The sequence below is a fragment of the Bacillus sp. 7_6_55CFAA_CT2 genome, assembly GCF_000238655.1.
Lineage (GTDB): Bacteria > Bacillota > Bacilli > Bacillales > Bacillaceae_G > Bacillus_A > Bacillus_A cereus.
In genome coordinates, this window is the sequence record NZ_JH414710.1 from 899,963 (window position 1) to 924,588 (window position 24,626).

The window sequence follows — 24,626 nt, forward strand, 5'->3', positions numbered from 1 at the left end:
AGTTAAATTATATTTAACTTTATGTTGTGGAAATCGGAAAATTGATTATATAATAAGTTTAACACAATTTAACTTTTAAGGGGAGAGAGTCAAAAATGGGAGATATAAGTATAGGACAACATGATTCAAGAATGAAGATTGCAACGAGAAACATCATTTTAATGATGATTGGAAAAATGACGTCTTTATTAGGCGCAAGTATTTATACGTTCGCAATGGGGTTATACGTATTAAAGACTACTGGTTCAGGGATGGGGTTTGCAACTACGCTCGTTTGCGGATCACTTCCAAGGATGATCTGTGGTCCAATTGCTGGTGCTGTAGCAGATCGCGTCAATCGAAAATGGCTTGTCATTGGTACTGATTTATTAAGTAGTTTAACGATGCTTAGTATGTTTATTCTTGCTACTATATTTGGACCATCACTTCTTTTTATTTATATTTCAGCAGCATTATTATCAATTTGTGCAAGTTTTTATTCCGTTGCATTAACGTCGTCTATTCCGAGTTTAGTAGATGAAGGACGTATTCAAAAAGCGAGTGCTTTAAATCAAACGGCGGCTTCTTTATCAAATATTTTAGGGCCGATTATTGGCGGAGTTGTATTTGGTTTCTTTTCAATTCAGTCGTTCTTTTTGTTGAATAGCATTACATTCTTTTTAGCGGTTATTTTGCAATTATTTATTGTATTTGATTTATATAAAAAAGAAGTGGCTGAGAGTAAAGAGCATTTCTTGACGAGTATAAAAGAAGGTTTTTCATATATAAAACGAAAACATGAAATATATGGTTTAATGAAAATAGCATTGTGGGTAAACTTTTTTGCGTGTGGTCTAACCGTTGCACTTCCATACATTATCGTACATACATTACATTTATCTTCAAAGCAACTTGGTACTGTAGAGGGAATGTTAGCAGTCGGGATGTTAATTGGTGCGATTGCTTTATCGGTGCGTAAAGAAGTGAATAATCCGTTTCGTTCAATTTATACTGGACTGTTTTTGTTTGCAGGTTTAAGTTTATGTACAGTCTTTCCGTTGTTAGTTACCATTCCAAAAGTAGCAAGTTTTATTTACTATATTGCTTTTATGATGTTAACTGGTATAGCAATTATGATTGTAAACATTCCAATGCAAGTACATATGCAAAAAACGACAGATCCGAACTACCTAGGGCGTGTGTTTGGCCTACTTGAAACAATTGCGACTGCAATCGCACCACTTGGTATGATTGTATATGGACTACTATTAGATATGTTGCCAACTAGCATTGTTATGATGACATTAGGCGTAGGTTTATTGTTAGTTGTATTAGTTGGAGTAAAGCAACATATGGCGAAAAAACAACTAGATGTGTCCGCTTAAAAATAATAAAAATTTGACTTATCATTATAAAAATGACTAAATTAGTATTTTAGTTTTTGAAACTCTTTTTCATGTATGTTAAAGTAAAGTGAGCTTGCAAAGAAAAGGAGACAACAGCATGAAAAAATTAAGTTTTGTTATGCTTTTTCTATTAGTCGTAATGGCTGGATGTAGCAATTATGACACATATATTGAAACAGGTATGCAATCATTGAAAGATGAAAAGTATAGTGATGCAACAATGTGGTTCGAAAAAGCAGAAAAAGAGAAATCAGGAAATGAAGCGAAATCATATAAAGAAGTTGCTGAGAAAATGGATCAGGGAGCAACAGCATTAAAAGACGGTAAGTATTTAGAAGCGAAAGACATTGCAAATGAAGTGTTACAAAAGAAAAAAGATGATGAACTTGAAAAAGCTGTAACATCAAATGCAGAGAATATGCTTCAAAAAGCAAAAGATGTGGAAGAGAAAGTAAATGAAAGAGTGGCAAAGCGTAGAAAGGTAGAAGAAGAGGGAATCGATAAAATTATTAAAGCTGTCGATAGTATAGATGAAGTGAAAGAAAAAGAGAAGAAAGTATCAGAAGCATTAGATAAGGCTGAAGAGGCGCAAGCAAAAATTGAGGCAAAGAAAAATAAATAGATTTATAGTTTAAAAGGCTGTCGTGCATAACGACAGCCTTTTAATTTTTTGTTGCAAATGAAGTGATGCTCTGTAATAAAAAAGAAATGATTTTAGAATTCCATCTGTCCTCATGATGAATCGTATAAATATTACGCTGAAATTCAAATTCAGGGATTGGTATATAGCATATCTCATTTCGTTGTATTTCTTGTTCGATAGCAAGTTTAGAAATCAAGGCAATTCCATTACCATATTTTAAAATTTGTTTCATCGTTTCTAATGAATCTAATTCAATTTCTGATTGGAATGTAATGTTGTGCGCTAACGTCCATTGTGTAAGTAAATCTCTCGTTGTAGATGGGTTACGATGCAATAGTATGCGTTCCTTTTCTATATTTTGTAACGATACATTGTCTTTTTTTGAAAAATGATGTTCTTTGGAAAAGGCAAGAACAAGTGTATCGGGCATTATATTCGTTTGTTTTAAAAGTGGTTCATCAAATGGAGCAGCGGAAATTATCCCAAGATCGATTTCGTGATTTTGTAGCATCATTCGAATTTCAGGGGCTGTTTTCACTAGTAGCGTTATTTTTATATTGGGAAATTCACATTGAAATTGATGAACGACTGCTGGCAAAAGATAAGTCGCTGGTACATAACTAGCGCCAATTGTTATAGCACCTTTATGAAAATCTTTAAACTCTTGCGTGACACGTCTAGCTTCTTTCATAAGTGCATCTATTTTACAAGCATAATGGTGCAAAGCCTCACCAGCCTCTGTTAAGAAATACCTTCCAGAACGTAATTCGAATAAAGACACACCGAGTTCTTCTTCTAAGCTTTTTATATGAAAAGTAATAGTTGGTTGTTTAACGCCAAGTTTTTCTGCAACGATTGTAAGCTTTTGGTATTTCTTAATAAGTACTACAATTTCTAATTTTAAGAGATTCATTATGAATTGCCGCCTTTTTTATTTTAACTATAGAAAAAATCTATAGAAATAAATAGTTTATTAGAAGTTTTTTAATTTAATCTTTACAGTGCATTAACATTCAGTATAAATCTTCCATATAGAATGAAAGCAGGTTAAGAATGAGGGGAGAGAGGTGAGACGATGGATATTAAAATTAATGGATTAGAAAAAACATTTGGAAAAACACAAGCGTTAAAGCCGTTGCAGATTGTAATGAAAAAAGGGGAATTCACTACACTTTTAGGACCTTCGGGATGTGGGAAAACGACTTTACTTAGAATGATAGCAGGACTTGAAGAACCGGATAAGGGAGAAATATGTTTTGGAGACCAATGCATGTATTCTGCTACAAAAAAGATAAAGACATCTCCTCATGAACGGAATATCGGTATGGTATTTCAAGATTTTGCTTTATGGCCGCACATGACTGTTTTTGAAAATGTTGCATTTGGTTTAAGAGCTACAAAGCAAACGAATCATTTACGAGAAAAAGTAGAGGATGCGATAAAGCGAGTTCGCCTGCAAGGTATGGAGAAAAGGTATCCACACGAACTTTCTGGTGGACAGCAACAACGTGTCGCATTCGCTAGAGCAATTGTAACAAAACCTCATTTTATTTTGTTTGATGAACCGCTAAGTGCACTCGATGCAATTTTGCGAGAAGAAATGAGAATAGAGCTTATGGATATCGTTCATTCCATTGGTTTAACTGCACTGTATGTTACTCACGATCAAACAGAAGCAATGTCAATGTCAGACCAAATTATTGTCATGAAACAAGGAGAAGTATTACAAAAAGGAACACCGGAAGATATTTATGTGAAACCGTCTCATGAATTTGTTGCCAAATTTGTTGGTAAGGCGAATTGGCTTGTAGAGGGTGAAAAAATGATTCGTCCAGAGCATGTGAGTTGGACAAAAAATGATGTGTGCGAAATGTATACAGGTGAAATTCAGCACGTTACATACGTAGGAGAGCGTTATGAAGTGAAAGTAAATATGGGGACTTTAGGCATCTGGACAGCCTATCACAATAGTAAGCTAAGCATCGGGAAACCAGTATCGTTATATGTACCCAAAAAATGTATTCATCATATAGGGGGAGAATCGTATGAAGAAATTCAGTTCGCTTAAGTCTTTATTTGTATGTACTTTACTATTTTCTACTGTAGTAACAGGTTGTAGTTCAAAGACAGGTAATGCAGATGCAAAAAGTAAAAATATGAATGAAAAGAAAATTGTTGTATATAGTGCAGGGCCAAAAGGGTTAGCAGAAAAAATTCAAAAAGACTTTGAAAAGAAAACTGGTATAAAGGTGGAAATGTTTCAAGGGACAACTGGTAAAATTTTAGCGAGAATGGAAGCTGAAAAGAAAAATCCAGTCGTTGACGTTGTCGTACTCGCTTCCTTACCAGCGATGGAAGGATTAAAGAAAGAGGGTCAAACGTTAGCTTATAAAGAGGCGAAACAAGCTGATAAGCTGCGTTCTGAATGGTCAGATGATAAAGGCCATTATTTCGGGTATAGTGCTTCAGCATTAGGGATTGTGTACAATACAAAAAATGTGAAGACGGCGCCTGAAGATTGGAGCGATATAACGAAAGGAGAATGGAAAGGGAAAGTGAATCTTCCAGATCCAGCACTTTCAGGTTCAGCTTTAGACTTTGTAACAGGATACGTGAAAAAGAATGGACAAGATGGATGGAATTTATTTGAGCAGCTTAAGAAAAATGAAGTTACAGTAGCAGGAGCAAACCAGGAAGCGTTAGACCCAGTTGTAACAGGTGCGAAAGATATGGTCATTGCGGGTGTTGATTATATGACGTATAGCGCAAAAGCAAAGGGTGAACCTGTTGATATTGTATATCCAAAAAGCGGAACAGTTATTAGCCCACGTGCAGCGGGGATTATGAAGGATAGTAAAAATGTTGAAGGTGCAAAAGAGTTTATTGATTATTTATTATCCGATGATGTACAAAAACAAGTTTCTAAAGCGTATTTATTGCCTGGTAGAACAGATATAAAAGCTGAAAATAGACCAAATATAGAAGAGATTCCAGTATTAAATATTGATTGGAAAACAGTTGAGAAAGAGCAAGATGAAATAGGAAAACAATTTAAGAAAGTATTTCAATAAGATGGTGATTCCATGGTAAATCGATTCGTATCAGTAAGACAAGTTGGAATGACGGTAGCGTTATTACTTGTGGCGATGTTAATCGTCATTCCACTTTTTCTTATTTTATTTTCTAGTGTATATGAAAATAGCAGTTGGAATTTTTTAAAGCCTTTTGAAGTGATGCAGAGTGGTGGATTAGCTGGGATTTTTCTAAATTCGATGCTTCTAGGTGCACTCGTTGTAATAGGTGCTACAATATTTGCATTTCCATTGGCATTTATTATGAGCAAAACAGATGTAGGAAAGTATAGTAAGTTAGATATTGTTTTTATGATTCCATTTATGACACCGCCGTATATTGGATCGATGGGCTGGATTTTGTTCATGCAACCTAACGGCTATTTTGAACAATTTTTCCCGATGTTAAAGACAGTTTCATCATCGTTTTTTAGTTTAGGAGGTATGGTATTAATTATGAGTCTGCATTTATTCCCATTCCTTTATTTCATGCTGAAAAACACGTTGCTTCAGATTGGGAGTAGTAAAGAAGAAGCTGCAGCAGTTCATGGCGGAAGTTTTTTCTATCGCTTAAGAAAAATAATATTGCCGTTATTAGTATCAAGTTATGTAATGGGTGCTTTACTCATTTTCGTAAAGACGATTGCTGAATTTGGAACACCGGCTACATTCGGACGTAGAATAGGATTCCACGTGTTAACATCAGAAATTCATAAATTTATTTCGAGTTGGCCAATTGATTTCAGTAGTGCAACAGCATTATCTTCTTTATTACTTAGTGCTTGTATGCTCATGTGGTATATACAAAATGTATTGAATCGAAAGTATTCATATGCAATGGTTAGTGGAAAAGGTGTGAAATCTAAAAGATATACTTTGTCTATATTTACGCGCGTTGTAGCATGGATGTATGTAATTGGTTTATTAATCGTATCGATTGGAATTCCATACTTTTCTATACTTATTGCTTCTTTTTCAAAATTAAGAGGCGGCGGTTTACATGTAAATAACTTTACAACAAGTCATTATGAGGCATTGTTTACAATGGGGTCTCCGGGATTAGAGGCTTTATGGAATAGTTTTCTTTTTTCACTCGTAACAGCGATTATTGCGGTAATGATTGGAGTCTTTTTGGCACTTATGATTCGAAAGGGGAAAAAAACCTCTGAAAAATGGCTTGATATGTGCGGTATGTTACCGAATATGGTACCAGGAATCGTTATGGTTGTAGGTCTTATTCTATTTTGGAATTCACCATATATGCCTATGTCAATTTATAATACACCAATCATGGTTATCGTAACGTATGTTGTTCTGTTTTTACCTTACACGGTGCAATATGTAAAATCATCACTCGGACAAATTGATGATTCTCTCGTGCAGGCAGGAAGTATTTTTTCTGGAAATTATATTTATATTTTTAGAAAAATAATATTGCCTCTTATTATCCCAGGCATTCTTGCCGGATGGGCGATGACATTTACAATTTCAATAAGAGAGTTAGTAGCATCACTTCTCGTATTACCTCCATCAGTAGAAACGTCAGCAACGTTTATTTTTGCTCAATTTGAACAGGGTGAAGTATCTATAGGAATGGCGATGGCCGTTGTTTCTGTTGGACTTACAACAATGTGCTTATTACTGCTGCAACATATGGAGCAAAAGCGAAAAGGGGTAGCATGATGAGAGTGGAAGTATGGGGAGGAGCAGGAGAATACGGTCGCTCTTGCTATTTTGTAAAAAATAAAGAGACGAAAATAGTATTTGATTGTGGTATTAATCGATCATATGAGAATAGTTATCCAAAAATAGAGGGAGAAGTTGTTCAATTTTTAGATGCGGTATTTTTATCACATATTCATGAAGATCATACGATGGGTTTACCTTTATTGGCGAAGTATGGATATAAGAAAAAAATTTGGACGACTCGTTATACGAAGGAGCAACTGCCGTTATATTATGAAAAATGGAGAAACTATAATGTGATGCAAGGGTGGAAGTTACCTTATAGCGACCAACATATAAAAGATTTAAATTATGTATGTATTGATGAGATTAGTAATCCAAATGAATGGATACAAATTACTCCTACATTGCGGTTTCAGTGGGGGTATAGTGGGCATGTATTAGGAGCTGTTTGGTTTTTAGTTGATATGTGTAATACATACGTATTTTATTCAGGCGACTATTCAGCAGAGTCTAATATACTACGAGCTAATTTACCTGAGAAATTGGGCCACAATATAAAAGTTGCAATTGTAGATGCCGCTTATCACACAGATGATGTTTCGCAAAATGAAAGATTAGACGATCTATGTGCAGAAATTGAACGAGTTATGCAAAATGAAGGAATAGCATTATTACCGCTGCCACAACTTGGTAGGGCGCAAGATATAGTATTGTATTTATATGAACGATATAAAGAATTTCCGCTTATAGTAGATAAAGAAATTTTGGCTGGATTTGAAGAGATGTTCATATATAAAGGTTGGATAAAAAATAATGAAGAACTTAAATGGATTATGGAGAGTTTAAAAAGAAACATAATAGTGATGGATAATGACATTAGTATGCAAAATAGTTACGGAATAGTTGTAATGAGTGATGCGAATATGCAAACGAAACGAGCACAGTTATACTATGAACAACTTCGGAATGAAAAACGGAATGCCGTTATTTTTACTGGGCATATTGCGAAAGGGAGTTTTGCAGAAAAAGTTATGAAAGAACATGTAAGGAGTACATGTAGGGTGAAGAGAGTTCCGTATAAAGTTCACCAAAGTATAAGAGACGTTAAAGAGATGCTAAATACATTATTACCAGAACATACGGTGTTAGTGCACGCTTTGAAAGAGGATACGGATCGATTACAACAAAAGCTAAGTACAGCAGGGTATGAAAATGTATATTCACTTGCAATGGAACGTATAGAAGTCATTTGAAATGTAAAGGGGATAGGTATATGAAAAAAGTATTTGTATTCGTAAGCATTTTCTTTTGTTGTTTCCTTTATAACGTTAAGGAAGGGTTTGCAGCTAGTCCAATGAAACCTAGTTTTGAAGTAAAGTTATTATTGAAGCCAGAACAAGTATTAGGTGATAACAAAGAGATGAAGCAAGAGGTGCTAGAACATTTCCAGGCTGGTACAAAATATGAAAGAATACAAGTGCAATTTTTAGATACTGCGAATAAAAGTTTAAGCGAGGAAGGTTGGTTTGCTAGAATTCGAAAGAAAGAATTTAGTAAAGATTTTGAATTAACATATAAAAAAAGATATCCTATTCCAAATGGTGTAATTCAAGATGCACTAGAAGTAGCTAAAAAAGAAGGATTCGATAGTAATACGGATAGTTATGAGGCGGAAATAGATTGGGGATTTGAGAAGAAAAAATTAAGCATTTCAAATAAGAAAAGTTACAGCGCTAAAGGATATGGGATACTTGATTTACCAAATGAACAAGCTGCTCAAAACATGTTAGTAGAAAAATTACCAGGGAAAATGAACAAATGGTTGTATACAAATTGGGGAGAGGAAATGTTAAAGAATTCCCGTATTTACGGTCCTGTATTAATGAAACGATATACAGGAGAGTTTGAAAACATAAAAGCAAATATTGAAATTTGGCCATTAAGTAATACCGGAAAATTAGAAGATGACTTCGTAATAGAAGTGTCATTTAAAACAAATGAAGAAAGTATTGCGACAAAACAAAGGGAATTATTAATGGCGAGTTTAGAGAAAAAAGGCTGGTTGTTACCGAAAGATAGTTTGAAGACAGAGCTTATTTTTCAGTAAATGAGAAAAAAAGGAATCCATATTTCTTGGATTCCTTTTTCTAATATATGAGTATTAAGCTAAGTCAGCTGACACGAACATATCACTATTTTGAAGGTTTTTAGAGCGTAAACTATAAGCAACTACCTTCTTTTTATATTGTTTTACAACATCAACATGCTCCTCGTGACTATAAATATAAAATGTAAAATTCTTTTTGCCACGTTTTGCATTGATAATTAAAGGCGTACCCTCATTGTGTGGTGGTGCATAATAGCGATCTAAAAATAAACCTTCGTTAAAATCATGAATAATTTTTGATTTCTGTTCGCCTTCTACGTTATTTCCGTGAATTGTAATAGTCACATTCTCTTCTTCAAGTTTTGGATGTGTTTCGTACTTGCTAATAATGGATTCAATAACAGTGTTAGGAAGGCTAGAAACGATAATTTTAAATGCGCCAAATACAACTAACATTACAATAAACCAAGTCGTCATAGTATATCATCCCCTTTATTCTATTTAATAATATAACTCATATGGTAATAGTACATATGGTGAAGTTTTGTATAATTTGTGAAAAATATGCCATTTTCACGAATGAAATGTTAGAAAAATCAATTTTGTTACAAAAAGTTGAAATCGAAGTATTTTAAAAGAAAAAGGTTTATAATAAAAATATAACTAATAACCACATTACTAATTATAAGGAAGTGTAACTATGAGTACTGTAGCAATCGTATATGGTATTATTCTTTCCACAATTATTGTTTTGTTTTTCGTTGGGGTTTCACGTTATATTCATAAATGGAAAGAAGGCGTTGCGAAATTAAATCACATTGAAGAAGAACTTAGTGATTTAATGTTACATCATGGTAAGTAAACATTTATTTTTTAACTAAACAATGTGAAGAATATCACAAAACGTGCTTTCCTAATGAAGGCATGTTTTTTTGTTGTTTAAGAAAAGAAGTGTTTTTGTATAAATAATCTAATTATTACTTAAAAAGGGAAATTTATTTAGTATAATATATAATATGTTTATTTTAGGGGGAGTATCATGAGGGGATTAAAAGTTGTTGGAATTATAGCTGGAATTATTATAGTAGGCTGTATAGCTTTCTTTTCAGTGAAGGAATATGTCAATTCCAAAGAAGACTCTAATTATGTGCTAAATTACATAAAAGAACATAAGGATGATAAAACAACTTCTTTAATTGTTAAAAGAAATGGTGAAACATTGACATCAATAAATGAAAAAGAAAAATTACCGCTAGCAAGTATGTCGAAAATCGTTATAGCAATTGAATATGCTAAGCAAGTAGCTGAAGGGAAAATAAGAAAAGACGAGAAAATTTCATTGAAAGAATTAGAAAAATACTATGTGAAAAATACTGATGGTGGTGCACACCCTGCATGGCTAGATGATGTAAAAGATAAAGAGTTAGTGAAGGGTGGTCAAACTTCTTTAGAAGAAGTAGTGAAAGGAATGATCCATTATAGTTCGAATGCGAATGCATCATATTTATTGGACAAGCTTGGAGCAGCGCGGATAAATGAAAGTTTGAAAGAGTTAGGCTTAAATAGTCACGATGAATTTTATCCAACGTATACAGGGGCATTATATATGAGGGGCTATGTTGAAAAGAACTGCATATTCCTCAAAATAAAGCATTGGACAAGCTACGTAATATGTCTAATGATGAATATGTTAAGCATGTATGGCAAATACATGAATGGATGAAAGACGAGAAAGAATGGACAAAACGCGAGATATCGTTAAAAGCCGATATGGATTTTCAGCGTATTTGGTCAGATCGGTTTATAGGTGCAAATGCGAAGGATTACATGAGTTTATTGGAAAAGATAAATAGCAGAAATTATTTTACACCACAAATGCAAGGTGAGGTTGAGAATATATTTAAAGGAACCGTAGGAGAGGGTATATTCGAATTTGCTGGACAGAAAGGTGGTTCTACGGCATTTGTATTAACAAATAGTTTCTATGGTACTGATAAAAAAGGGAATAAGATTGAGATTGTCTTTATGATGAACAATTTGAGTGAAAAAGCATTTGAAAAACTTCTAAGTAATATGGATTACTTTATTCGAGATATTGTCATAAGTGAGGAATTCAGAAATAAATTATAATGAAATAATTTTATTATGTAAACAAAGGGGCACTTATGAAAAGTGCTCTTTTGTAATACAGGATTTTCCAATCTTATTATTGAATATAGATGGAAAATAAGAAAGGAGGTTGAAAAATGACAACAATATATTTCGTTCGCCATGCCCATTCTACATATACAAAAGAAGAACGGGAACGACCTTTATCTGAAAAAGGGCACTGTGATGCAGAAAATGTAACGCATTTATTAAAAGATAAACATATTGATGTTGTTATTTCTAGTCCTTACAAAAGAGCAATCCAAACTGTACAAGGAATTGCGAATACATATAAATTATCAATACAAACTGAAGAAGATTTGCGTGAAAGATTATTGAGCACAGAGCCAGTATCAAATTTTAATGATGCTATGCAGAATATGTGGAAAGATTGGAGTTTTGCATACGAAGGCGGAGAATCAAATACTGTAGCACAAAAGCGCGCTGTAATATGTATACAAAATATATTAAAAAAATATGAAGGTAAGAATATTGTAATAGGTACGCATGGGAATATTATGGTATTACTAATGAATTATTTTAATTCGAAATATGATTTGGAGTTTTGGAAAACACTTCATATGCCTGATGTGTATAAATTAAATTTTGATAAAAATCGTTTCATTTCTGCTGAAAGAATAGAGAAAACAGGTCATCGGTTAAATATTTTGTAAAAGTTTATCAAAAAAAGAGGAAAGAGAGAAGTTATTGTAGAAGTATGACTTTGTAACATAAAAAATATATGTTAAAGGAGGCTGTTTACATGTTTGAGAAAGAGAAAGAAGGGCTTATTGAAGTTCACAACGTATATGAAATTGCACCAGCAGATGGAACAATTATTGGTATGGCAACAGAAGAAGAAATGGAAATTGCTGCTGAACTAGAGCTGCAGTACTATGCCCATTCTCGTTTGCTAGAAGCAAATATTCAGTTAGACGGTTCCTCCTATAAAGAGTTACTTCAGGAGTTCCAGGAGTACGAAAGAAAATCAATGAGCTTTTGGCGAGCAATACATAAGCGTTTAGCTGTGCCATGGGCATGGGTATTACGTATTGATGTTGCGAATGGCCCTATTTATGTAAGTAATGGGAATGCTTATTACGAAGAAATCGATGATGAAGAAGATTATGAATAGATAAGTAAGGAAGCAACTTTAGTTGCTTCCTTTTTTTATTTATAGAGATTGAACAGCCCCAATAATAATATCAGGCCGATCAATTTCGATTCCGTGACCAGCATGTTCGGCAAGTATATATTGGCTATGTATTGAGAGTTGTAATTGTTCATGGATCAGTTCTTGCCACATTGCTTCAAGTTGTGTTGCTTCCTCTTCTGGCATGCCACCATTAGTCAATTGAGTAATAGAATATTGAGGATCTCTACCGATAACGATTAATGGTATTTCTAATGTTTTACATAGCTCTTTTAGTGAGAGAGCACAGTTTTTCCACTCCGATAGTTCAGAAGCTGTCGCTTTATATAATGAAGGCGAGGTAGAGAATCCAATTTGCTGTTTTGATTGATCGGTGAGAATAGGTTTTAGTTCATTATAAAGTGTGTCTACATCCATTTTGGAGTATGTATTATATTTTTTAAGCCACATATCATCCGAGTCAGTTTGATCAGAAATTGGTAAATGAAGTTCATCTAAACGGTGTAAGTTCATCGAAGTAGAATCAACTAAAATAAGTGCTTGCAGCTTATCTTCATGTAACATTGCAAAATGTTGTGCACATAATCCTCCATAGGAATGACCGATTAGAATAAATGGCTCTTGAATAGCTAGTTTGTTTAGTAACATATGTAGCTCTTTTGTAACTTGCCTTATTGTACGTGGCTGATTGCCTAAATCACTTTTCCCGTAACCTGGGCGATGGTATGAAACGACTGTAAAGTGCTCTGAAAGCTTTTCTATAATAGGAAACCAATCATAAAATGAGCAACTCATTCCGGTTTGAATGACTACAGTTTGTTTACCAATTCCTTTTATATGTACTTCTATATTTTGCCCCATTATTTCTACAAATTTATGAATGTTAATTCCCCCTAAGCTTGAAATAATTTTTGAAAAGCAAAAACGATACACCAAACACCTATACCGAGTAGGACAGATGTACTAAGTGTAAATGAATTTTTCAAACCAATATAGACGATAAATAATAGTAGTGCTGATGCGGGGAATCCATATAATACCCCTAAAGCAAATTGACTCAATTCTTGTTTATTCCCGCCTTCAAATGAAATCCAAAATAGACTAATTAAACTCACGAGAGGAAGGGCAGCAATAAAGCCACCTATCGTACTGTAGTGTTTAGCGACTTCAGTGATAACGCCGATAATAAGTGCCGAAACGATTACTTTAACGAGGAAATGCATATTTTGCCTCCTTCGCTAATAACGAAAATGCTTTTTCAATTAATTGTTGTTCTTCTTTTGATAACTGTGATTCTAATATTTTTATCTTTTCTTTATCTAGTAAAGTATGTTTTTCTAATACTTCAATTCCTTCAATTGTTAATGTAAGGTTTACCACTCTTTCATCTTTTTTATTTCTCTCTTTAACGATGAACCCCTTTTGAATAAGGCGCTTTATATGTTCAGATGCTGTGTTATGAGAAAGACTAAGCTCAGTAGCGACTTTTCCAATTGTTATATCTTTCTCACGAGAAACGATTTGTAAAATACGAATTGCTTGGTGGGAAAGGTTGTTCTCGTATTCGTATCGTAAGTGATAATAAATGCTCTCCCAATGTTGATTAATGTTGTTCATAATAATAAATCCCCTTTTTTATATCGTATAATAAGATATATTCGTCATTTTAGAAATAAAATCCTTTTATTTGGATAAAAAATGTTGAAAAAGTTTATTTTTATTGAAATATAAGGTAATCTATGTGTAAAGGTATACATTTAGCAAGAGAGAGGATGATAGCTGTGAATACATTCAAATGGATGAGTCATGAACAGATGTATGTAGATGAAATACATGTTGAAAAATGTGGTCCTCTTTCAGTCGGCGTATATGGGGGAAATCAAGAAAGTGATGCATATGAACGAGGAGATGCGGTGCTTGCTTGGTGGGATCCTGAATTACAATTTGAATTTGTTATGATTTTTGATACACACCACAAAACAAAAAATATTGATTATATAATAGAAGCGATTTCAGAAAGAAAAGAGAAATTAAAAGAGTTATTCTCCTATCCAATACATTTAGCTTTTCATCATACACATATGTACTTATTAGCGTTATTTACAGATGAGTTATTTATTAAAAAGTGTGATCAAGATGATGAGGAACTCGCTTGCTTAATTTGTTTACGAAAAGGCGAATTTTTATATTGGTTATCAGTTGGTGATTGTTTCGCGTATTTATTCCATTCTGAGAAAACGAAAAATGGAAAAGGACGATTAAATAAACGGAAAAATTACGAATATATTGGCAGGAAAAATATTTTTGCAGCAAATACACCTTGCTTTACGTCAGGTGTAAGAGGATTAGAAAAAGGAATGAATCACATTGTAATGGCAACGGACGGTATTTTAGAGTGTGACAAACGAAGGTTTGATGATGATCAATCTTTAGTAGAAATATTACACGACGGAAATAGCTTGCAGATTGAGCCCGTATTAACAAATGTACTGCAGTGGAAAGGTAGAGACTGTGCCACGATTATTGGATGGTCTATTGATACTGATAATAAACAATGTGCTAATTAATATAAAAGGAGTTCAAGGTTTTTATCCTTGAACTCCTTTTTGTTAAGCAATATGGATGTGATATGTTTTCAACCATTCATTTACTTGTAGTATATACTCCATGGCACTTCTTGCTTCAAAATTGTTAATCACTTTATTACTTTGATCAGCAATTGAAAGTAAGATGGAATGGTTAATAAGTGAGAAAATAGGATTGTTTTTATTGTTACACATATCAAGTGTTAAATTACGGATTGTTTGTAAGTAGTGTGGATCTTGTGAAGTTGGATAAGCGCTTTTTCTTCTATTGCGTACATCGTCAGGTAAAGCTGGTTGTAGTGCTCTACGTAAAATGCCTTTTTCGATATTATCAATACTTTTTATGTTGAAAGGAACATTCCATAAATATTCAACTAATCTATAATCGCAAAACGGTACACGAACTTCAAATCCAACAGCCATACTCATACGATCTTTACGGTCAAGTAAGAAAGGAAGGAATCTTGTTAAAAATAAATAAAACATTTGACGTTGTTTCGCGGATTTTTTACTTTCGCCTTCAAGAGTAGGTACTTCAAGTATCGCTTCTTGGAATCGTGTATCAATATAGTCTTCTAGATTACATTGGTTACTTACTTCATTTAGTAGAAGAGGAGATGTATTTTTCCAATTTGTTAGCCAAGGAAACTTATCTACATATAGTAGTTCTTCTTGATGAAACCAAGGATATCCACCGAATACTTCATCAGCTGATTCGCCGGATAAAGCTACGGTCGCATCTTTTTTCATTTCGCAAAATAGTAAATATAGTGAAGTTTCCATTTCACCAGCACTCGGTAAATCTTTCGCATGAAGGGGAACGAATAAGTGATTTGCTAATTCTTCAGCATTCACAATAATATCATGATGCGCTGTCCCGACATGTTCAGAAACGCGTTTTACCCAAGGAGCGTCTAAACCAGTGCGAGCAAATGTCAGTTCGAAATCTTTTGCGCTATTTACAAAGTCAACAGAATACGTATGAAGTGTTTTATTTTCAGCAGCAAATTCTTTACCCGCAAGTGCAGTAATACCGCTAGAGTCTAATCCGCCTGATAACATACAAACGAGAGGAACATCGGCAATTAATTGTCTTTTTACTGTATCTTGTAAAATAGATAAAATATGCGAAGATGTATCTTCTATAGAGTCTGTATGGAACTTACTTTCTAAATGCCAATACTTAGTAACTACTTTTTTATGACGTGTAAATGTTATAGAATGTCCAGCACGTACTTCTTGAATATGTTTAAAGACGCCACATCCTGGAGTGCGAAATAAGCCTAATCCAAATATTTCATTTATTCCATTCGCATCAATTTCAGCAGGGACAGATGGATGCGCTAATAATGCTTTAATTTCAGAGCCGAAAATAATACTGCCATTTCTTTCTGTAAAAAAGAGTGGTTTTACACCTAAATGATCTCGTGCTAAAAACAATTGTTGCTTCTGATCATCCCATAAGGCAAAAGCGAAAATTCCGTTTAAATGTCGTACGCAGTCTTCTTTCCATTCTAAATAAGCATGTAGTAATACTTCTGTATCTGAATGGGTTTCAAATGCATGCCCACATTTTTGAAGCTGCTCTCTCAGTTCACGGAAATTATAAATTTCTCCATTATAAGTAAGAGCATACGTATAATCACCAGCACGAAATGTCTTAGGCTGTGTCCCGCCTTCTGGATCAATTACAATTAAACGCCGGTGTGCAAAGGCCGCATGAGGTGAAAACCAAAATCCTTCAGCATCTGGACCACGATGCTGAATACTATTTGCCATCTTTTTTAAAATAACATGTTGATTTGAAAGGTCTTCTTTCCAATCTACCCAACCTGTAATTCCACACATACACATCTCATCTCCTAATTTTTAAAATAGATTAATGAAATAAAATGTACACTAAATTAAAGAGTGACTATATAAATAGTGTACTACATGAATTAAATTACAGACTTGAGAAAGTTTTCCTTGAATGCATAGTTATGTGAGAAAATGGCTAAGGGAAAGTATTCCATTACATATAAAAAATAAAAAAGATGAGAGAAAAAATTTTCTCAGACGTTATATAGGGTGTAAAAGCTTTTACAAAACAATAAGGGGAATCGCTACATGAAATCAAATGAGAAAAATTTTATAAAAAGATTACAGCGGCAAAAAGAAGACGCGTTAGAATTCGTTGTCGATACATACTTACCACTCATAAAGGGGATCACGCATAAAGTTCTACTTCCCATTCAAAATGATGGACTCATAGAGGAATGTATAAACGATATATTTCTTTCCATTTGGAATAACGCAAATAAATTCCATGGAGAGCCGAGTGATTTTAAAAAGTGGATTGCAGCGATTGCGAAGTTTAAAGCAATTGATTATTACCGGAAATCTACTAAAACAGTAGAAATCATTTCAGATGAGTTTCATATCAGTACAGAAAAATCAGCAGAAGACGAATTAATCGTTATGGAAGATAGGGAAGAATTATTGAAGCTCATTAATCAATTAGAACCGCTAGATCAAAAGGTGTTCATTATGAAATATTTACTTGGTATGAAGACAGAGGAAATAGGTGACAAGTTAGGATTAACTCGGGCAGCAATTGATAATCGAGTGTACCGGGGGAAAAAGAAACTACAACAAAATGCTACGAATATTAGTTTTGGAGGTAGTGCAATATGAAAGACATTTATGAACTATTAAATGATATTGATATAGATGAAAAAGAACTAGAAGAAATTGAGGCTTCTGAAATTGAAAAGGAAAAAGTAAAACGAAATGTAAAACAATCGATACGTACGAAGAAAAAGATGAAAAGTTGGAAAAAAGGTGTCGCTGCTGCATCAATTTTAGTAGGGTTATCGGTTGCAACTCTTGGTATCGGATTTCCTACATATGCTGGGGGATTGCCAATTGTAGGTGACATATTCCGATTTTTAGATAATGGTAGAACGGGATTATATGAAAATTATAAGGAATTTTCGACTGAGTTGAATATGACAAAAGAGAGTAATGGGGTTAAGGTTACAATTAATGATGTAATTTCTGATGGCAGAACATTATCTATAACGTATTCACTGGAAAGTGAGCAGGACTTAGGGGAGGATCCTATCATATTAGGTGGATTGGATATAATGGACGCTCATGGTAGTTCAGGCAGTGGTAAAATGACTAAAGTTACTGAAAAAAAGTATGTAGGTATGGTAACAACGACGCATCATGATAGCAATAAAAAGGACAAAGTAAACTTTAGATGGAATATAGAGAGAATAGAGATGCCAGATAGGAAAAAATCAATAGAAGGTAATTGGAATTTCGCGTTAACTGTAAAATCAGTGGATAGTAAAGAGAGAACAATTGGTGGGAGTTCGGAAAAAGAAGGTATAAAAGCAAATATGGAAAAGGTCGCAATATCGCCAGTTTCATTTATTCTTTATTACAATCAAGAGGTTTCTAAGGGCGCGAGGAAAGAATGGGATAGTGTAGATGTTGAATTGACGGTTAAGGATGATTTAGGGAATATTTATTCGGGTGAAGGAAATGGGGGAAGTGGCAACGATCCTTACAATATCCATTGGAGTGCCACCTTCCAAAAACTAAACGAAAATGCAACAAAGCTTATCGTTACACCTCGCGTGCACTTGCGAGTACATACACCTGAAAATCATGGTGGAGTAGAGTATGTGAATGGGAAAGAGAAGAAAATAGAAGTACCGAAAAAAGAAGCGAAGAGTAAAGATATTGTGTTAGATGATATTGTCATTGATTTAAAGAAATAAAAGAGAGACTGCCTAAAATCATTTAGGCAGTCTTTTTTTTGTTAAGAACTAGTAACGAGCAATGCATGCGGATGCTGCGTTTTATATTCATCTTTCCACGAAATATTTAGTTGTTCCCACGATTCGCCGCTATCATTGGATTGAAAGACGCCATTGTTATTTAACGTGTAGAACGTATGTGGTTCGGCTTCGTTTGTCGCAAACATCGAAATGACTGTACCGATTGCAGATGGTAATCCTTGTTGTACTTGCTGGAACGGAGTATCTTTCGTTTTTCGATAAATATAAGATTCATAAGGGATACGATGATGAGCGAGATCAGCACTTGGCGCAGCAGAAACGAGAATCGTATCACAATCAGCTGGATCGATAGCCATGCTGTATAAATAATGATGTTCAAGTCCTGCACTACATGAGATCCAGCTGTTTCCATTGTTATAACTCTCAAGATAAGCACGATCAGGTCCGCCCATAAATCCGTCACCACATGATGCATAAAGACGATTTGGTGCTTCAGGGTGCATAAGTAATTGATGAGCATCGATAGGAGCACCGAATTTTTTATCAATCCATGTATGCCCTTTATCATTACTTTGAATAACAGCACCAGCTTCGATTGAAACGTGTATTGTATTAGGGTTGTTTGGATCAACTGTAATCCAGCGTACGTGATGGGTAAAAGGTCTAGGCGGGAAAGCCCATGTATAAGAAGATAATAATGATTTCATATTTTTAAGTTCAGTCCACGTTTCACCACCATTTTCAGAGCGAAATAAAGCGCTCGGTTCTGTGCCGACATAAACGACCCCATATCCGTTAACTTGTTCATTTGAGCTTATTGTTATGGAAGTGATAGAGGAGTGCAAAATACCATCTTCTTTAGGGAAATCAAAGTAACGATAAGAATCTCCAATTGGTCGCCATGAATCCCCACTATCGTCACTTAACCATAGACCTCGTCCAAATGTTCCGCAATATACACGATTCTTTTGAAATGGATCAACAGCGATACAGGTAGGTTGCATATTTTGTAAGTGATAAGTCGTTTCATAGTTATCATTGTGTTCTTTCACTACAACAAGTTCACGTTCCATACAGAGAAATAAACGTTTCATTTAAGTAACCTCCTTAAAAATTCTTTCATTAGTAAACAATATGAAAATAAAAAAGAAGTAGTCTTGTTTTATTTGAGAAAAAGGGATTGTTTAAAAAATAGCGAAGTGTGTATACAGAGGAAGCGGGCGTTTACAATCAGTCAATTCGGGATAAAGATGGGGAGTTTGTTTCATACTAACATACAGATATTGTACTTAAAGGAGTATAAGTATGGGACATTCGCATGATCATGGTCATTCAAAAAATAAAAAGGCGTTACTAATTGCCTTCCTACTAACAACAAGTTTTATGATTGCAGAAGTTGTTGGTGGATTTGTAACAAATAGCTTAGCACTACTATCTGACGCGGGGCATATGCTAAGTGATGCAGTATCTTTAGCTTTAAGTTTACTTGCGTTTAAACTCGGAGAAAAAACAGCAACAACTGCGAAAACATACGGGTATAAGCGAGTCGAAATGTTAGCAGCATTATGTAACGGTGTCGTTCTTATTGTCATTTCGGTATACATTTTTATTGAAGCAATCCGTCGTTTTAAAGAACCAGTTGAGATTGCTAGTAATGGGATGCTCATTATTGCAGTCCTGGGTCTGCTTATTAATATTTTATCAGCTTGGATATTAATGAGAGGCGGAGATGTGAAAGGTAATTTGAATTTAAGAAGTGCTTTCCTGCACGTACTAGGCGATCTATTGGGTTCCGTCGGAGCGATTATTGCTGCGTTACTTATTAAATTTTTCGGATGGACTGCTGCAGATGCGATTGCTAGTATTCTTGTGTCTATTTTAGTCATTATTAGTGGATGGCGTGTAACACGTGATACGGTTCATATATTAATGGAAGGTGCACCACAGCACATAAATGTTGAAGAGGTAAAAAGTACGTTATTAAATATTCCGATTGTCAAAGAAGTTCATGATTTGCACATATGGTCTGTCACATCAGATTTTCAAGTATTAACATGTCATCTTATTATTAAAGGAAATGAAACGCAAAGTGTATTAAAAGAGGCTACGTATGTATTAAAGGAGAAATTTCATGTAGAACATGTCACCATTCAAGTAGAAATAGATGGTGAATTTAATCATGATGAGACAACTTGCAAAGTATGAAAGAAAAAGGATAAGAAAAAGTGTCATAACATTTTTCGCACGGCATACATATATATAATGTGGCCACAAGTACTTTGCAAGGTAAATATTTCATGAAATTACTTTACTTATAAAGAGTCATCTTTTATAATCAAAAGTGGTAATTGATAGAGATTATCATTTTCAATGATCGTAGAAAGGAGTTTTTTAAAAGATGAGTAGTCAACTCCGTTTTGCTGTTGAAAATCGTAAGAGGCATTTAATTGATGAGTTAATTGGAGCAGGTGTGTTTAAGATTCGCGACCGACAATTATACGAGCTGTCTTTAGAGGAATTGGAAAAAGAGTACGAAGATATGGAAGATTATGCGAATATTCAGGCGTAGCTATATAGATTAGTAAAAGGAGAGCTGGTTACGATTTTGTGTAACCAGCCCTCTTTTTATTTCGTAGAAATTATTTTTTGTATTTCTTTCATGGGACGGAGCCAGTTTTGGGTCATTATTTGTTCCATTTGTTTTTCGTCCTGCTTCTGTAATGCTTGAATGATAGAGTGATGTTCTTCAATAGATTGACTTGCTGGAACAAAGTTTTGGAAAAACAAATATTCAAGACGTAAAACGTGAAGTTGCATATTTTCTAGAAAGGGTTCAATATATTGGTTTTTAGCAATAGAAGAAATTGTATTGTGGAATTGTATATCTAATTCTAAAGCTTGTTTTGCTTTTTTTTTCTCTATAGATTGCTGAAAATGCTCATTTATTTCAGAAAGTAGTTGAATATCAGCGTTTGTAATGTTTTGAAGAGCTTGCTTTCCTATAATAGAGTGAAGACCAGCCATCGTTTCATAAATGATAGATACGTCGTCTAACTTAATAGGAGCAATTTTCGTTTTTTGCCCTGGTACCATTTCCACTAATCCAGAAAGCTCTAATATTTGAAGTGCTTCTCTTACAGGTGTTCTGCTTACTCCTAGTGCCTCAGCCAATTCCCCATCATTAATTTTTTCATTGGGCTTCAGTACACCTTCAATAATCCAATTTTGTAGTTGATTTAAAACGAGTGATTTTGCTGAAACTCTTCCTGGTTTTTTATAATTTTGAGGGACAGGCATAGTGAATTCAATCCTTTCATTGTATATTTTCTTTTTTTGCATGAACAAGCTTTAATTTTTGTTTCCCTTCATCCGGCTTTTGGCTTAAGATGAGCACCATTACAATGACACAAAAAGCGCCTAATAACTGAAAAGATTGAAATGGCACTTGCAATATAAGTACAGAAGAAATAATAGCTGCGAGTGGTTCTGTGCAACCAAATAATGTTGTTTCTTTCGGAGTCAGGTATCGTATGCTGTCTAAGTATAAATAAAAGGCAATAAGTGTCCCGAAAATGACGACAAATGTGATGAGCGGTAGGGTACTTAGTTTTACATATTTCATAGTTGATAATAAAATGAATTCGTTTGTAGAAATAAAGTGTACAATCGTTACACCAATACCCCCAATAATCATGCCCCATCCAACGATAACGGAGGAAGACCATTTTTCTAACAATTCCTTTGAATATAAACTATAAAAAGCGAGAGATAATCCAGATAAAATCCCCCAAATAATAGCTGGTGTAGAAACAGCCAAGTTATGAACAGACCCGTTTGTTAGTAAGAGAAAAGTGCCTACTAATGAAAGGGTAATTGAAATGAAATCAATTTTTGATGGACGAACGTTCCATTTGAAAAGTAAGTATACAGTGATGAATATAGGAGCTAAATATTGTAATAATGTTGCCACGGCAGCATTTCCTTCTTTAATTGAAGCGAAATACGTATACTGTACAGCAAGCATACCGAATAGACCAAACAAAATCATTTTAATAGCATCAGATTTTTGTTTCCAAATGCTAAATATCTCTTTTTTTCTCGTTCCGAATGAGGAAATAATGAGCAAAATAATTCCAGATATAAGTAAACGGATCGTAACTAACCATTCGGTTGAGACATTGTCATATTGAAAAAGTTGTTGTGCAGCTGTACCAGACAAGCCCCATAAACAAGCACCGATTATGACCATTATAATTCCTTTTAATCGATTTGAATCCATATGATCTAAAATTCTCCTTTCTAAAAATACAAATTGAATACAATATGCAATATATCACAGAATGACTCGTTAATAAACTGAAATTTCTAATTTGTTTTTTATGTATAGTAAAATATTGTAGAGGAGGGGGAGTATATGTTAGCTGGATTTTTAGTTTGTTTATTTGTTGGGTTACTTATCATTTTTTTAGGGTATCAAATACATGTGAAAAAGGGGTTGTTTTTGTTAGCAGGATATCAAGAAGAAACGTTTGTTGGAGATAAAAATAAATTAGCGAAGCTTTCAGGAGCATTTTCTTATATAGTTGGAGTTGCTACTATAATATTACCGCTTGGCTTAGAAAAAATAGGTAATGTAGTTGGTATCGTATATGCTATATTAATTGTTTTAGGTACAATTGTATTCATAATTAAAGCAAACTTATTAAATAAGAGTACTATAAAGTAAAAAGGCTTCATTCTACTGAAGCCTTTTATTAATTGTTATGAAGTATAAGTAAAAGCTGGAATAGGATCAACAAATCTATCCCAATCTTGTTTCATTTCTTTCTCTGTTAATAGACAACTATCTAATGATTGTTCAATTAAAGAACGGTTCATATCAATTCCAATAAATACGAGTTCGGTTATTCGATCTCCATATTGTTTATCCCAGTTTTTCAATACTTCTGGTTCTTCTGTAATCATTTGATTTCTTTCAGTTTCAGGTAATGCCGCTATCCACTCACCGGCTCCTTGAATTGTAATAGAGGAACCTGCTTGAGATAGAAGCCCTATCATATTATTACGAGATGCCAGCCAGAAGAATCCTTTCGCTCTTACAACATCTAAAGGCCATCTTTCTAGCCAATTCATAAGGCGCTCGGGATGGAAAGGATATTTGCGGCGGTAAACAAAGGAATTGATACCGTATTCTTCCGTTTCTGGTGTATGATGGTCACTATTTAATTCTTGTATCCAGCCGGCCGATTGACTGGCTTCTTCATAATTAAATAGATTTGTGTTTAAAATTTCTTGTAATGGTACTTTGCTAAACGAAGATTCAAGAACTTTTGCATTAGGATTTAATTTTTTTAGTAAATGATGAAGCTCTATCACATCTTCTTTTTCTAGCAAATCTATCTTATTAAGAATAATTACGTTTGCAAATTCAATTTGATCTATTAATAAATCAATAACTTCCCGGGTATCATTCTCATCGATTGCTTGTTTTCGGTCTAATAAACTTTCTCCATCTGCAAAATCATCCCAAAATCTATTTGCATCTACAACTGTAACCATCGTATCGAGGCGACAATTTTTCGTTAAATCAATGTTAAGAACTTCGTCTGTATAAGTAAACGTTTGAGCAACTGGAATAGGCTCACTTATACCAGAAGATTCAATAATAATATAGTCAATATCACCATTTTCCACAAGACGATTCACTTCTATCATTAAATCTTCTCGTAGTGTACAACAAATACAGCCATTTTGAATCTCTACTAGTTTTTCCTCCGTACGTGAAAAACCACCCTTTTTTATAAGAGATGCATCAATGTTTACTTCGCTCATATCATTAACGATAACAGCTACTTTTAAGTTATTCTTATTAGTCAAAATGTGATGTAGTAAGGTAGTTTTTCCAGATCCTAAAAAACCACTTAATACAGTGATAGGTACTTTTTTCATGAAACGATCTCTCCTTTAAATCGTTATGATTACGTTTTATATTAAACGATAGGAAAAGAAAAATCAATAATAAATCATAATGATTACGATTTAAGAATAGAA

27 protein-coding genes and 1 pseudogene are annotated in these 24,626 nt (G+C 34.0%); 18 read left to right on the forward strand and 10 right to left on the reverse strand.

Annotation, left to right across the window (positions count from 1 at the left end; translation table 11 throughout):
* Window positions 1-95 precede the first annotated feature (95 nt).
* Window positions 96-1,364, forward strand: coding sequence for an MFS transporter (locus tag HMPREF1014_RS20350; RefSeq protein ID WP_000502482.1), 1,269 nt, complete (start codon window positions 96-98; stop codon window positions 1,362-1,364).
* Window positions 1,365-1,482: 118 nt separating this feature from the next.
* Entirely contained in the window at window positions 1,483-2,007 is a 525-nt protein-coding gene (locus tag HMPREF1014_RS20355; protein ID WP_000736441.1) for a COG3014 family protein, read from the forward strand.
* A 40-nt stretch (window positions 2,008-2,047) separates the two neighbouring features.
* On the opposite strand, the gene HMPREF1014_RS20360 is transcribed toward HMPREF1014_RS20355, so the two are convergent.
* On the reverse strand, window positions 2,048-2,941 hold the full coding sequence (locus tag HMPREF1014_RS20360; protein WP_001050632.1) for a LysR substrate-binding domain-containing protein: 894 nt from the start codon (window positions 2,939-2,941) through the stop codon (window positions 2,048-2,050).
* A 162-nt stretch (window positions 2,942-3,103) separates the two neighbouring features.
* Between HMPREF1014_RS20360 and HMPREF1014_RS20365 the strand changes: the two genes are divergently transcribed.
* Genes HMPREF1014_RS20365 through HMPREF1014_RS20385 form a run of 5 tightly spaced genes read left to right on the forward strand, consistent with a single transcriptional unit; the run spans window position 3,104 to window position 8,895 of the window.
* The gene (locus HMPREF1014_RS20365; protein WP_000351795.1) at window positions 3,104-4,096 is read left to right on the forward strand and encodes an ABC transporter ATP-binding protein; all 993 of its coding nucleotides are present in this window, start codon (window positions 3,104-3,106) and stop codon (window positions 4,094-4,096) included.
* On the forward strand, window positions 4,074-5,099 hold the full coding sequence (locus tag HMPREF1014_RS20370) for an ABC transporter substrate-binding protein (RefSeq protein ID WP_000714716.1): 1,026 nt from the start codon (window positions 4,074-4,076) through the stop codon (window positions 5,097-5,099). Before HMPREF1014_RS20365 ends, HMPREF1014_RS20370 begins: the two co-directional genes overlap by 23 nt.
* 12 nt (window positions 5,100-5,111) lie before the next feature.
* Window positions 5,112-6,782 carry an ABC transporter permease gene (locus tag HMPREF1014_RS20375; RefSeq protein ID WP_000248153.1) on the forward strand — a complete coding sequence of 557 codons (1,671 nt, stop codon included), beginning with the start codon at window positions 5,112-5,114 and terminating at the stop codon, window positions 6,780-6,782.
* Window positions 6,779-8,041, forward strand: a complete 1,263-nt coding sequence (locus HMPREF1014_RS20380) for an MBL fold metallo-hydrolase (protein WP_043308210.1) — start codon at window positions 6,779-6,781, stop codon at window positions 8,039-8,041. Before HMPREF1014_RS20375 ends, HMPREF1014_RS20380 begins: the two co-directional genes overlap by 4 nt.
* 20 nt (window positions 8,042-8,061) lie before the next feature.
* Window positions 8,062-8,895, forward strand: coding sequence for a hypothetical protein (locus HMPREF1014_RS20385; protein WP_000755308.1), 834 nt, complete (start codon window positions 8,062-8,064; stop codon window positions 8,893-8,895).
* Between the two features lie 54 nt (window positions 8,896-8,949).
* Here HMPREF1014_RS20385 and HMPREF1014_RS20390 read toward each other — a convergent pair whose 3' ends face one another.
* Complete coding sequence (locus HMPREF1014_RS20390; protein WP_000214592.1) at window positions 8,950-9,372, reverse strand: YfmQ family protein; 423 nt, start codon at window positions 9,370-9,372, stop codon at window positions 8,950-8,952.
* Between the two features lie 41 nt (window positions 9,373-9,413).
* Here HMPREF1014_RS20390 and HMPREF1014_RS30530 point away from each other — a divergent pair, with 41 nt between their 5' ends.
* The 5 genes and pseudogenes from HMPREF1014_RS30530 (at window position 9,414) to HMPREF1014_RS20410 (ending at window position 12,178) form a co-directional block, all read left to right on the forward strand.
* On the forward strand, window positions 9,414-9,530 hold the full coding sequence (locus tag HMPREF1014_RS30530) for a hypothetical protein (protein WP_001987133.1): 117 nt from the start codon (window positions 9,414-9,416) through the stop codon (window positions 9,528-9,530).
* Between the two features lie 65 nt (window positions 9,531-9,595).
* Entirely contained in the window at window positions 9,596-9,757 is a 162-nt protein-coding gene (locus HMPREF1014_RS20395) for a hypothetical protein (RefSeq protein ID WP_000108701.1), read from the forward strand.
* A gap of 177 nt (window positions 9,758-9,934) precedes the next feature.
* Window positions 9,935-11,025: pseudogene (locus HMPREF1014_RS20400) on the forward strand (serine hydrolase).
* A 116-nt stretch (window positions 11,026-11,141) separates the two neighbouring features.
* A complete protein-coding gene (locus HMPREF1014_RS20405; RefSeq protein ID WP_000208264.1) occupies window positions 11,142-11,717 on the forward strand; it encodes a histidine phosphatase family protein in 576 nt (191 codons plus the stop codon).
* Between the two features lie 89 nt (window positions 11,718-11,806).
* Window positions 11,807-12,178, forward strand: coding sequence for a hypothetical protein (locus HMPREF1014_RS20410; protein ID WP_000461766.1), 372 nt, complete (start codon window positions 11,807-11,809; stop codon window positions 12,176-12,178).
* A 39-nt stretch (window positions 12,179-12,217) separates the two neighbouring features.
* Here the strand turns inward: HMPREF1014_RS20410 and HMPREF1014_RS20415 are convergent, their stop codons facing one another.
* From HMPREF1014_RS20415 to HMPREF1014_RS20425, 3 genes are read right to left on the reverse strand one after another with little or no spacing between them, the layout of a single operon-like run.
* Window positions 12,218-13,129 (reverse strand): alpha/beta fold hydrolase, encoded by a 912-nt coding sequence (locus tag HMPREF1014_RS20415; RefSeq protein WP_002098609.1) that lies wholly within the window; start codon window positions 13,127-13,129, stop codon window positions 12,218-12,220.
* Window positions 13,090-13,419: a DUF3147 family protein gene (locus HMPREF1014_RS20420; RefSeq protein ID WP_000545626.1), complete on the reverse strand. Its 330-nt coding sequence runs from the start codon at window positions 13,417-13,419 to the stop codon at window positions 13,090-13,092. The genes HMPREF1014_RS20415 and HMPREF1014_RS20420 overlap by 40 nt, the downstream gene beginning before the upstream one ends.
* Window positions 13,403-13,813 carry a MarR family winged helix-turn-helix transcriptional regulator gene (locus HMPREF1014_RS20425; RefSeq protein WP_001059791.1) on the reverse strand — a complete coding sequence of 137 codons (411 nt, stop codon included), beginning with the start codon at window positions 13,811-13,813 and terminating at the stop codon, window positions 13,403-13,405. Before HMPREF1014_RS20425 ends, HMPREF1014_RS20420 begins: the two co-directional genes overlap by 17 nt.
* 122 nt (window positions 13,814-13,935) lie before the next feature.
* Here HMPREF1014_RS20425 and HMPREF1014_RS20430 point away from each other — a divergent pair, with 122 nt between their 5' ends.
* Window positions 13,936-14,763 (forward strand): PP2C family serine/threonine-protein phosphatase, encoded by an 828-nt coding sequence (locus tag HMPREF1014_RS20430; protein ID WP_002004821.1) that lies wholly within the window; start codon window positions 13,936-13,938, stop codon window positions 14,761-14,763.
* A gap of 42 nt (window positions 14,764-14,805) precedes the next feature.
* On the opposite strand, the gene asnB is transcribed toward HMPREF1014_RS20430, so the two are convergent.
* Window positions 14,806-16,629 carry an asparagine synthase (glutamine-hydrolyzing) gene (gene asnB, locus HMPREF1014_RS20435; protein WP_000333940.1) on the reverse strand — a complete coding sequence of 608 codons (1,824 nt, stop codon included), beginning with the start codon at window positions 16,627-16,629 and terminating at the stop codon, window positions 14,806-14,808.
* A 261-nt stretch (window positions 16,630-16,890) separates the two neighbouring features.
* Here asnB and HMPREF1014_RS20440 point away from each other — a divergent pair, with 261 nt between their 5' ends.
* Together HMPREF1014_RS20440 and HMPREF1014_RS20445 are read left to right on the forward strand one after the other, a co-directional pair.
* Window positions 16,891-17,457 (forward strand): sigma-70 family RNA polymerase sigma factor, encoded by a 567-nt coding sequence (locus HMPREF1014_RS20440; protein WP_000840007.1) that lies wholly within the window; start codon window positions 16,891-16,893, stop codon window positions 17,455-17,457.
* Complete coding sequence (locus HMPREF1014_RS20445) at window positions 17,454-18,554, forward strand: DUF4179 domain-containing protein (RefSeq protein ID WP_000653125.1); 1,101 nt, start codon at window positions 17,454-17,456, stop codon at window positions 18,552-18,554. Before HMPREF1014_RS20440 ends, HMPREF1014_RS20445 begins: the two co-directional genes overlap by 4 nt.
* A 41-nt stretch (window positions 18,555-18,595) precedes the next feature.
* Here the strand turns inward: HMPREF1014_RS20445 and HMPREF1014_RS20450 are convergent, their stop codons facing one another.
* On the reverse strand, window positions 18,596-19,669 hold the full coding sequence (locus HMPREF1014_RS20450) for a WD40/YVTN/BNR-like repeat-containing protein (protein ID WP_000825300.1): 1,074 nt from the start codon (window positions 19,667-19,669) through the stop codon (window positions 18,596-18,598).
* A 211-nt stretch (window positions 19,670-19,880) separates the two neighbouring features.
* Between HMPREF1014_RS20450 and HMPREF1014_RS20455 the strand changes: the two genes are divergently transcribed.
* Together HMPREF1014_RS20455 and fbpA are read left to right on the forward strand one after the other, a co-directional pair.
* Complete coding sequence (locus HMPREF1014_RS20455) at window positions 19,881-20,780, forward strand: cation diffusion facilitator family transporter (RefSeq protein WP_000510035.1); 900 nt, start codon at window positions 19,881-19,883, stop codon at window positions 20,778-20,780.
* 193 nt (window positions 20,781-20,973) lie between these two features.
* On the forward strand, window positions 20,974-21,144 hold the full coding sequence (fbpA, locus tag HMPREF1014_RS20460; protein ID WP_000098302.1) for a Fur-regulated basic protein FbpA: 171 nt from the start codon (window positions 20,974-20,976) through the stop codon (window positions 21,142-21,144).
* A gap of 56 nt (window positions 21,145-21,200) precedes the next feature.
* Here the strand turns inward: fbpA and HMPREF1014_RS20465 are convergent, their stop codons facing one another.
* Together HMPREF1014_RS20465 and HMPREF1014_RS20470 are read right to left on the reverse strand one after the other, a co-directional pair.
* Window positions 21,201-21,872, reverse strand: a complete 672-nt coding sequence (locus HMPREF1014_RS20465) for a GntR family transcriptional regulator (protein ID WP_009327327.1) — start codon at window positions 21,870-21,872, stop codon at window positions 21,201-21,203.
* A 16-nt stretch (window positions 21,873-21,888) separates the two neighbouring features.
* Window positions 21,889-22,854 carry a DMT family transporter gene (locus HMPREF1014_RS20470; protein ID WP_000378087.1) on the reverse strand — a complete coding sequence of 322 codons (966 nt, stop codon included), beginning with the start codon at window positions 22,852-22,854 and terminating at the stop codon, window positions 21,889-21,891.
* A gap of 135 nt (window positions 22,855-22,989) precedes the next feature.
* On the opposite strand from HMPREF1014_RS20470, the gene HMPREF1014_RS20475 reads away from it, so the two are divergent.
* Entirely contained in the window at window positions 22,990-23,301 is a 312-nt protein-coding gene (locus tag HMPREF1014_RS20475; RefSeq protein WP_000879368.1) for a DUF3784 domain-containing protein, read from the forward strand.
* 35 nt (window positions 23,302-23,336) lie between these two features.
* Here the strand turns inward: HMPREF1014_RS20475 and HMPREF1014_RS20480 are convergent, their stop codons facing one another.
* On the reverse strand, window positions 23,337-24,524 hold the full coding sequence (locus HMPREF1014_RS20480) for a GTP-binding protein (protein ID WP_000757671.1): 1,188 nt from the start codon (window positions 24,522-24,524) through the stop codon (window positions 23,337-23,339).
* Between the last annotated feature and the right edge of the window lie 102 nt (window positions 24,525-24,626).

What these genes read in the sequence shown, in the direction of transcription:
- HMPREF1014_RS20350 (WP_000502482.1), top strand. Translation starts at nt 96, where the DNA reads ATGGGAGATATAAGTATAGGACAACATGATTCAAGAATGAAGATTGCA.
- HMPREF1014_RS20355 (WP_000736441.1), top strand. Translation starts at nt 1,483, where the DNA reads ATGAAAAAATTAAGTTTTGTTATGCTTTTTCTATTAGTCGTAATGGCT.
- HMPREF1014_RS20360 (WP_001050632.1), bottom strand. Translation starts at nt 2,941, where the DNA reads ATGAATCTCTTAAAATTAGAAATTGTAGTACTTATTAAGAAATACCAA.
- HMPREF1014_RS20365 (WP_000351795.1), top strand. Translation starts at nt 3,104, where the DNA reads ATGGATATTAAAATTAATGGATTAGAAAAAACATTTGGAAAAACACAA.
- HMPREF1014_RS20370 (WP_000714716.1), top strand. Translation starts at nt 4,074, where the DNA reads ATGAAGAAATTCAGTTCGCTTAAGTCTTTATTTGTATGTACTTTACTA.
- HMPREF1014_RS20375 (WP_000248153.1), top strand. Translation starts at nt 5,112, where the DNA reads ATGGTAAATCGATTCGTATCAGTAAGACAAGTTGGAATGACGGTAGCG.
- HMPREF1014_RS20380 (WP_043308210.1), top strand. Translation starts at nt 6,779, where the DNA reads ATGATGAGAGTGGAAGTATGGGGAGGAGCAGGAGAATACGGTCGCTCT.
- HMPREF1014_RS20385 (WP_000755308.1), top strand. Translation starts at nt 8,062, where the DNA reads ATGAAAAAAGTATTTGTATTCGTAAGCATTTTCTTTTGTTGTTTCCTT.
- HMPREF1014_RS20390 (WP_000214592.1), bottom strand. Translation starts at nt 9,372, where the DNA reads ATGACGACTTGGTTTATTGTAATGTTAGTTGTATTTGGCGCATTTAAA.
- HMPREF1014_RS30530 (WP_001987133.1), top strand. Translation starts at nt 9,414, where the DNA reads ATGGTAATAGTACATATGGTGAAGTTTTGTATAATTTGTGAAAAATAT.
- HMPREF1014_RS20395 (WP_000108701.1), top strand. Translation starts at nt 9,596, where the DNA reads ATGAGTACTGTAGCAATCGTATATGGTATTATTCTTTCCACAATTATT.
- HMPREF1014_RS20405 (WP_000208264.1), top strand. Translation starts at nt 11,142, where the DNA reads ATGACAACAATATATTTCGTTCGCCATGCCCATTCTACATATACAAAA.
- HMPREF1014_RS20410 (WP_000461766.1), top strand. Translation starts at nt 11,807, where the DNA reads ATGTTTGAGAAAGAGAAAGAAGGGCTTATTGAAGTTCACAACGTATAT.
- HMPREF1014_RS20420 (WP_000545626.1), bottom strand. Translation starts at nt 13,419, where the DNA reads ATGCATTTCCTCGTTAAAGTAATCGTTTCGGCACTTATTATCGGCGTT.
- HMPREF1014_RS20425 (WP_001059791.1), bottom strand. Translation starts at nt 13,813, where the DNA reads ATGAACAACATTAATCAACATTGGGAGAGCATTTATTATCACTTACGA.
- HMPREF1014_RS20430 (WP_002004821.1), top strand. Translation starts at nt 13,936, where the DNA reads ATGTGTAAAGGTATACATTTAGCAAGAGAGAGGATGATAGCTGTGAAT.
- asnB (WP_000333940.1), bottom strand. Translation starts at nt 16,629, where the DNA reads ATGTGTGGAATTACAGGTTGGGTAGATTGGAAAGAAGACCTTTCAAAT.
- HMPREF1014_RS20440 (WP_000840007.1), top strand. Translation starts at nt 16,891, where the DNA reads ATGAAATCAAATGAGAAAAATTTTATAAAAAGATTACAGCGGCAAAAA.
- HMPREF1014_RS20445 (WP_000653125.1), top strand. Translation starts at nt 17,454, where the DNA reads ATGAAAGACATTTATGAACTATTAAATGATATTGATATAGATGAAAAA.
- HMPREF1014_RS20450 (WP_000825300.1), bottom strand. Translation starts at nt 19,669, where the DNA reads ATGAAACGTTTATTTCTCTGTATGGAACGTGAACTTGTTGTAGTGAAA.
- HMPREF1014_RS20455 (WP_000510035.1), top strand. Translation starts at nt 19,881, where the DNA reads ATGGGACATTCGCATGATCATGGTCATTCAAAAAATAAAAAGGCGTTA.
- fbpA (WP_000098302.1), top strand. Translation starts at nt 20,974, where the DNA reads ATGAGTAGTCAACTCCGTTTTGCTGTTGAAAATCGTAAGAGGCATTTA.
- HMPREF1014_RS20465 (WP_009327327.1), bottom strand. Translation starts at nt 21,872, where the DNA reads ATGCCTGTCCCTCAAAATTATAAAAAACCAGGAAGAGTTTCAGCAAAA.
- HMPREF1014_RS20470 (WP_000378087.1), bottom strand. Translation starts at nt 22,854, where the DNA reads ATGGATTCAAATCGATTAAAAGGAATTATAATGGTCATAATCGGTGCT.
- HMPREF1014_RS20475 (WP_000879368.1), top strand. Translation starts at nt 22,990, where the DNA reads ATGTTAGCTGGATTTTTAGTTTGTTTATTTGTTGGGTTACTTATCATT.
- HMPREF1014_RS20480 (WP_000757671.1), bottom strand. Translation starts at nt 24,524, where the DNA reads ATGAAAAAAGTACCTATCACTGTATTAAGTGGTTTTTTAGGATCTGGA.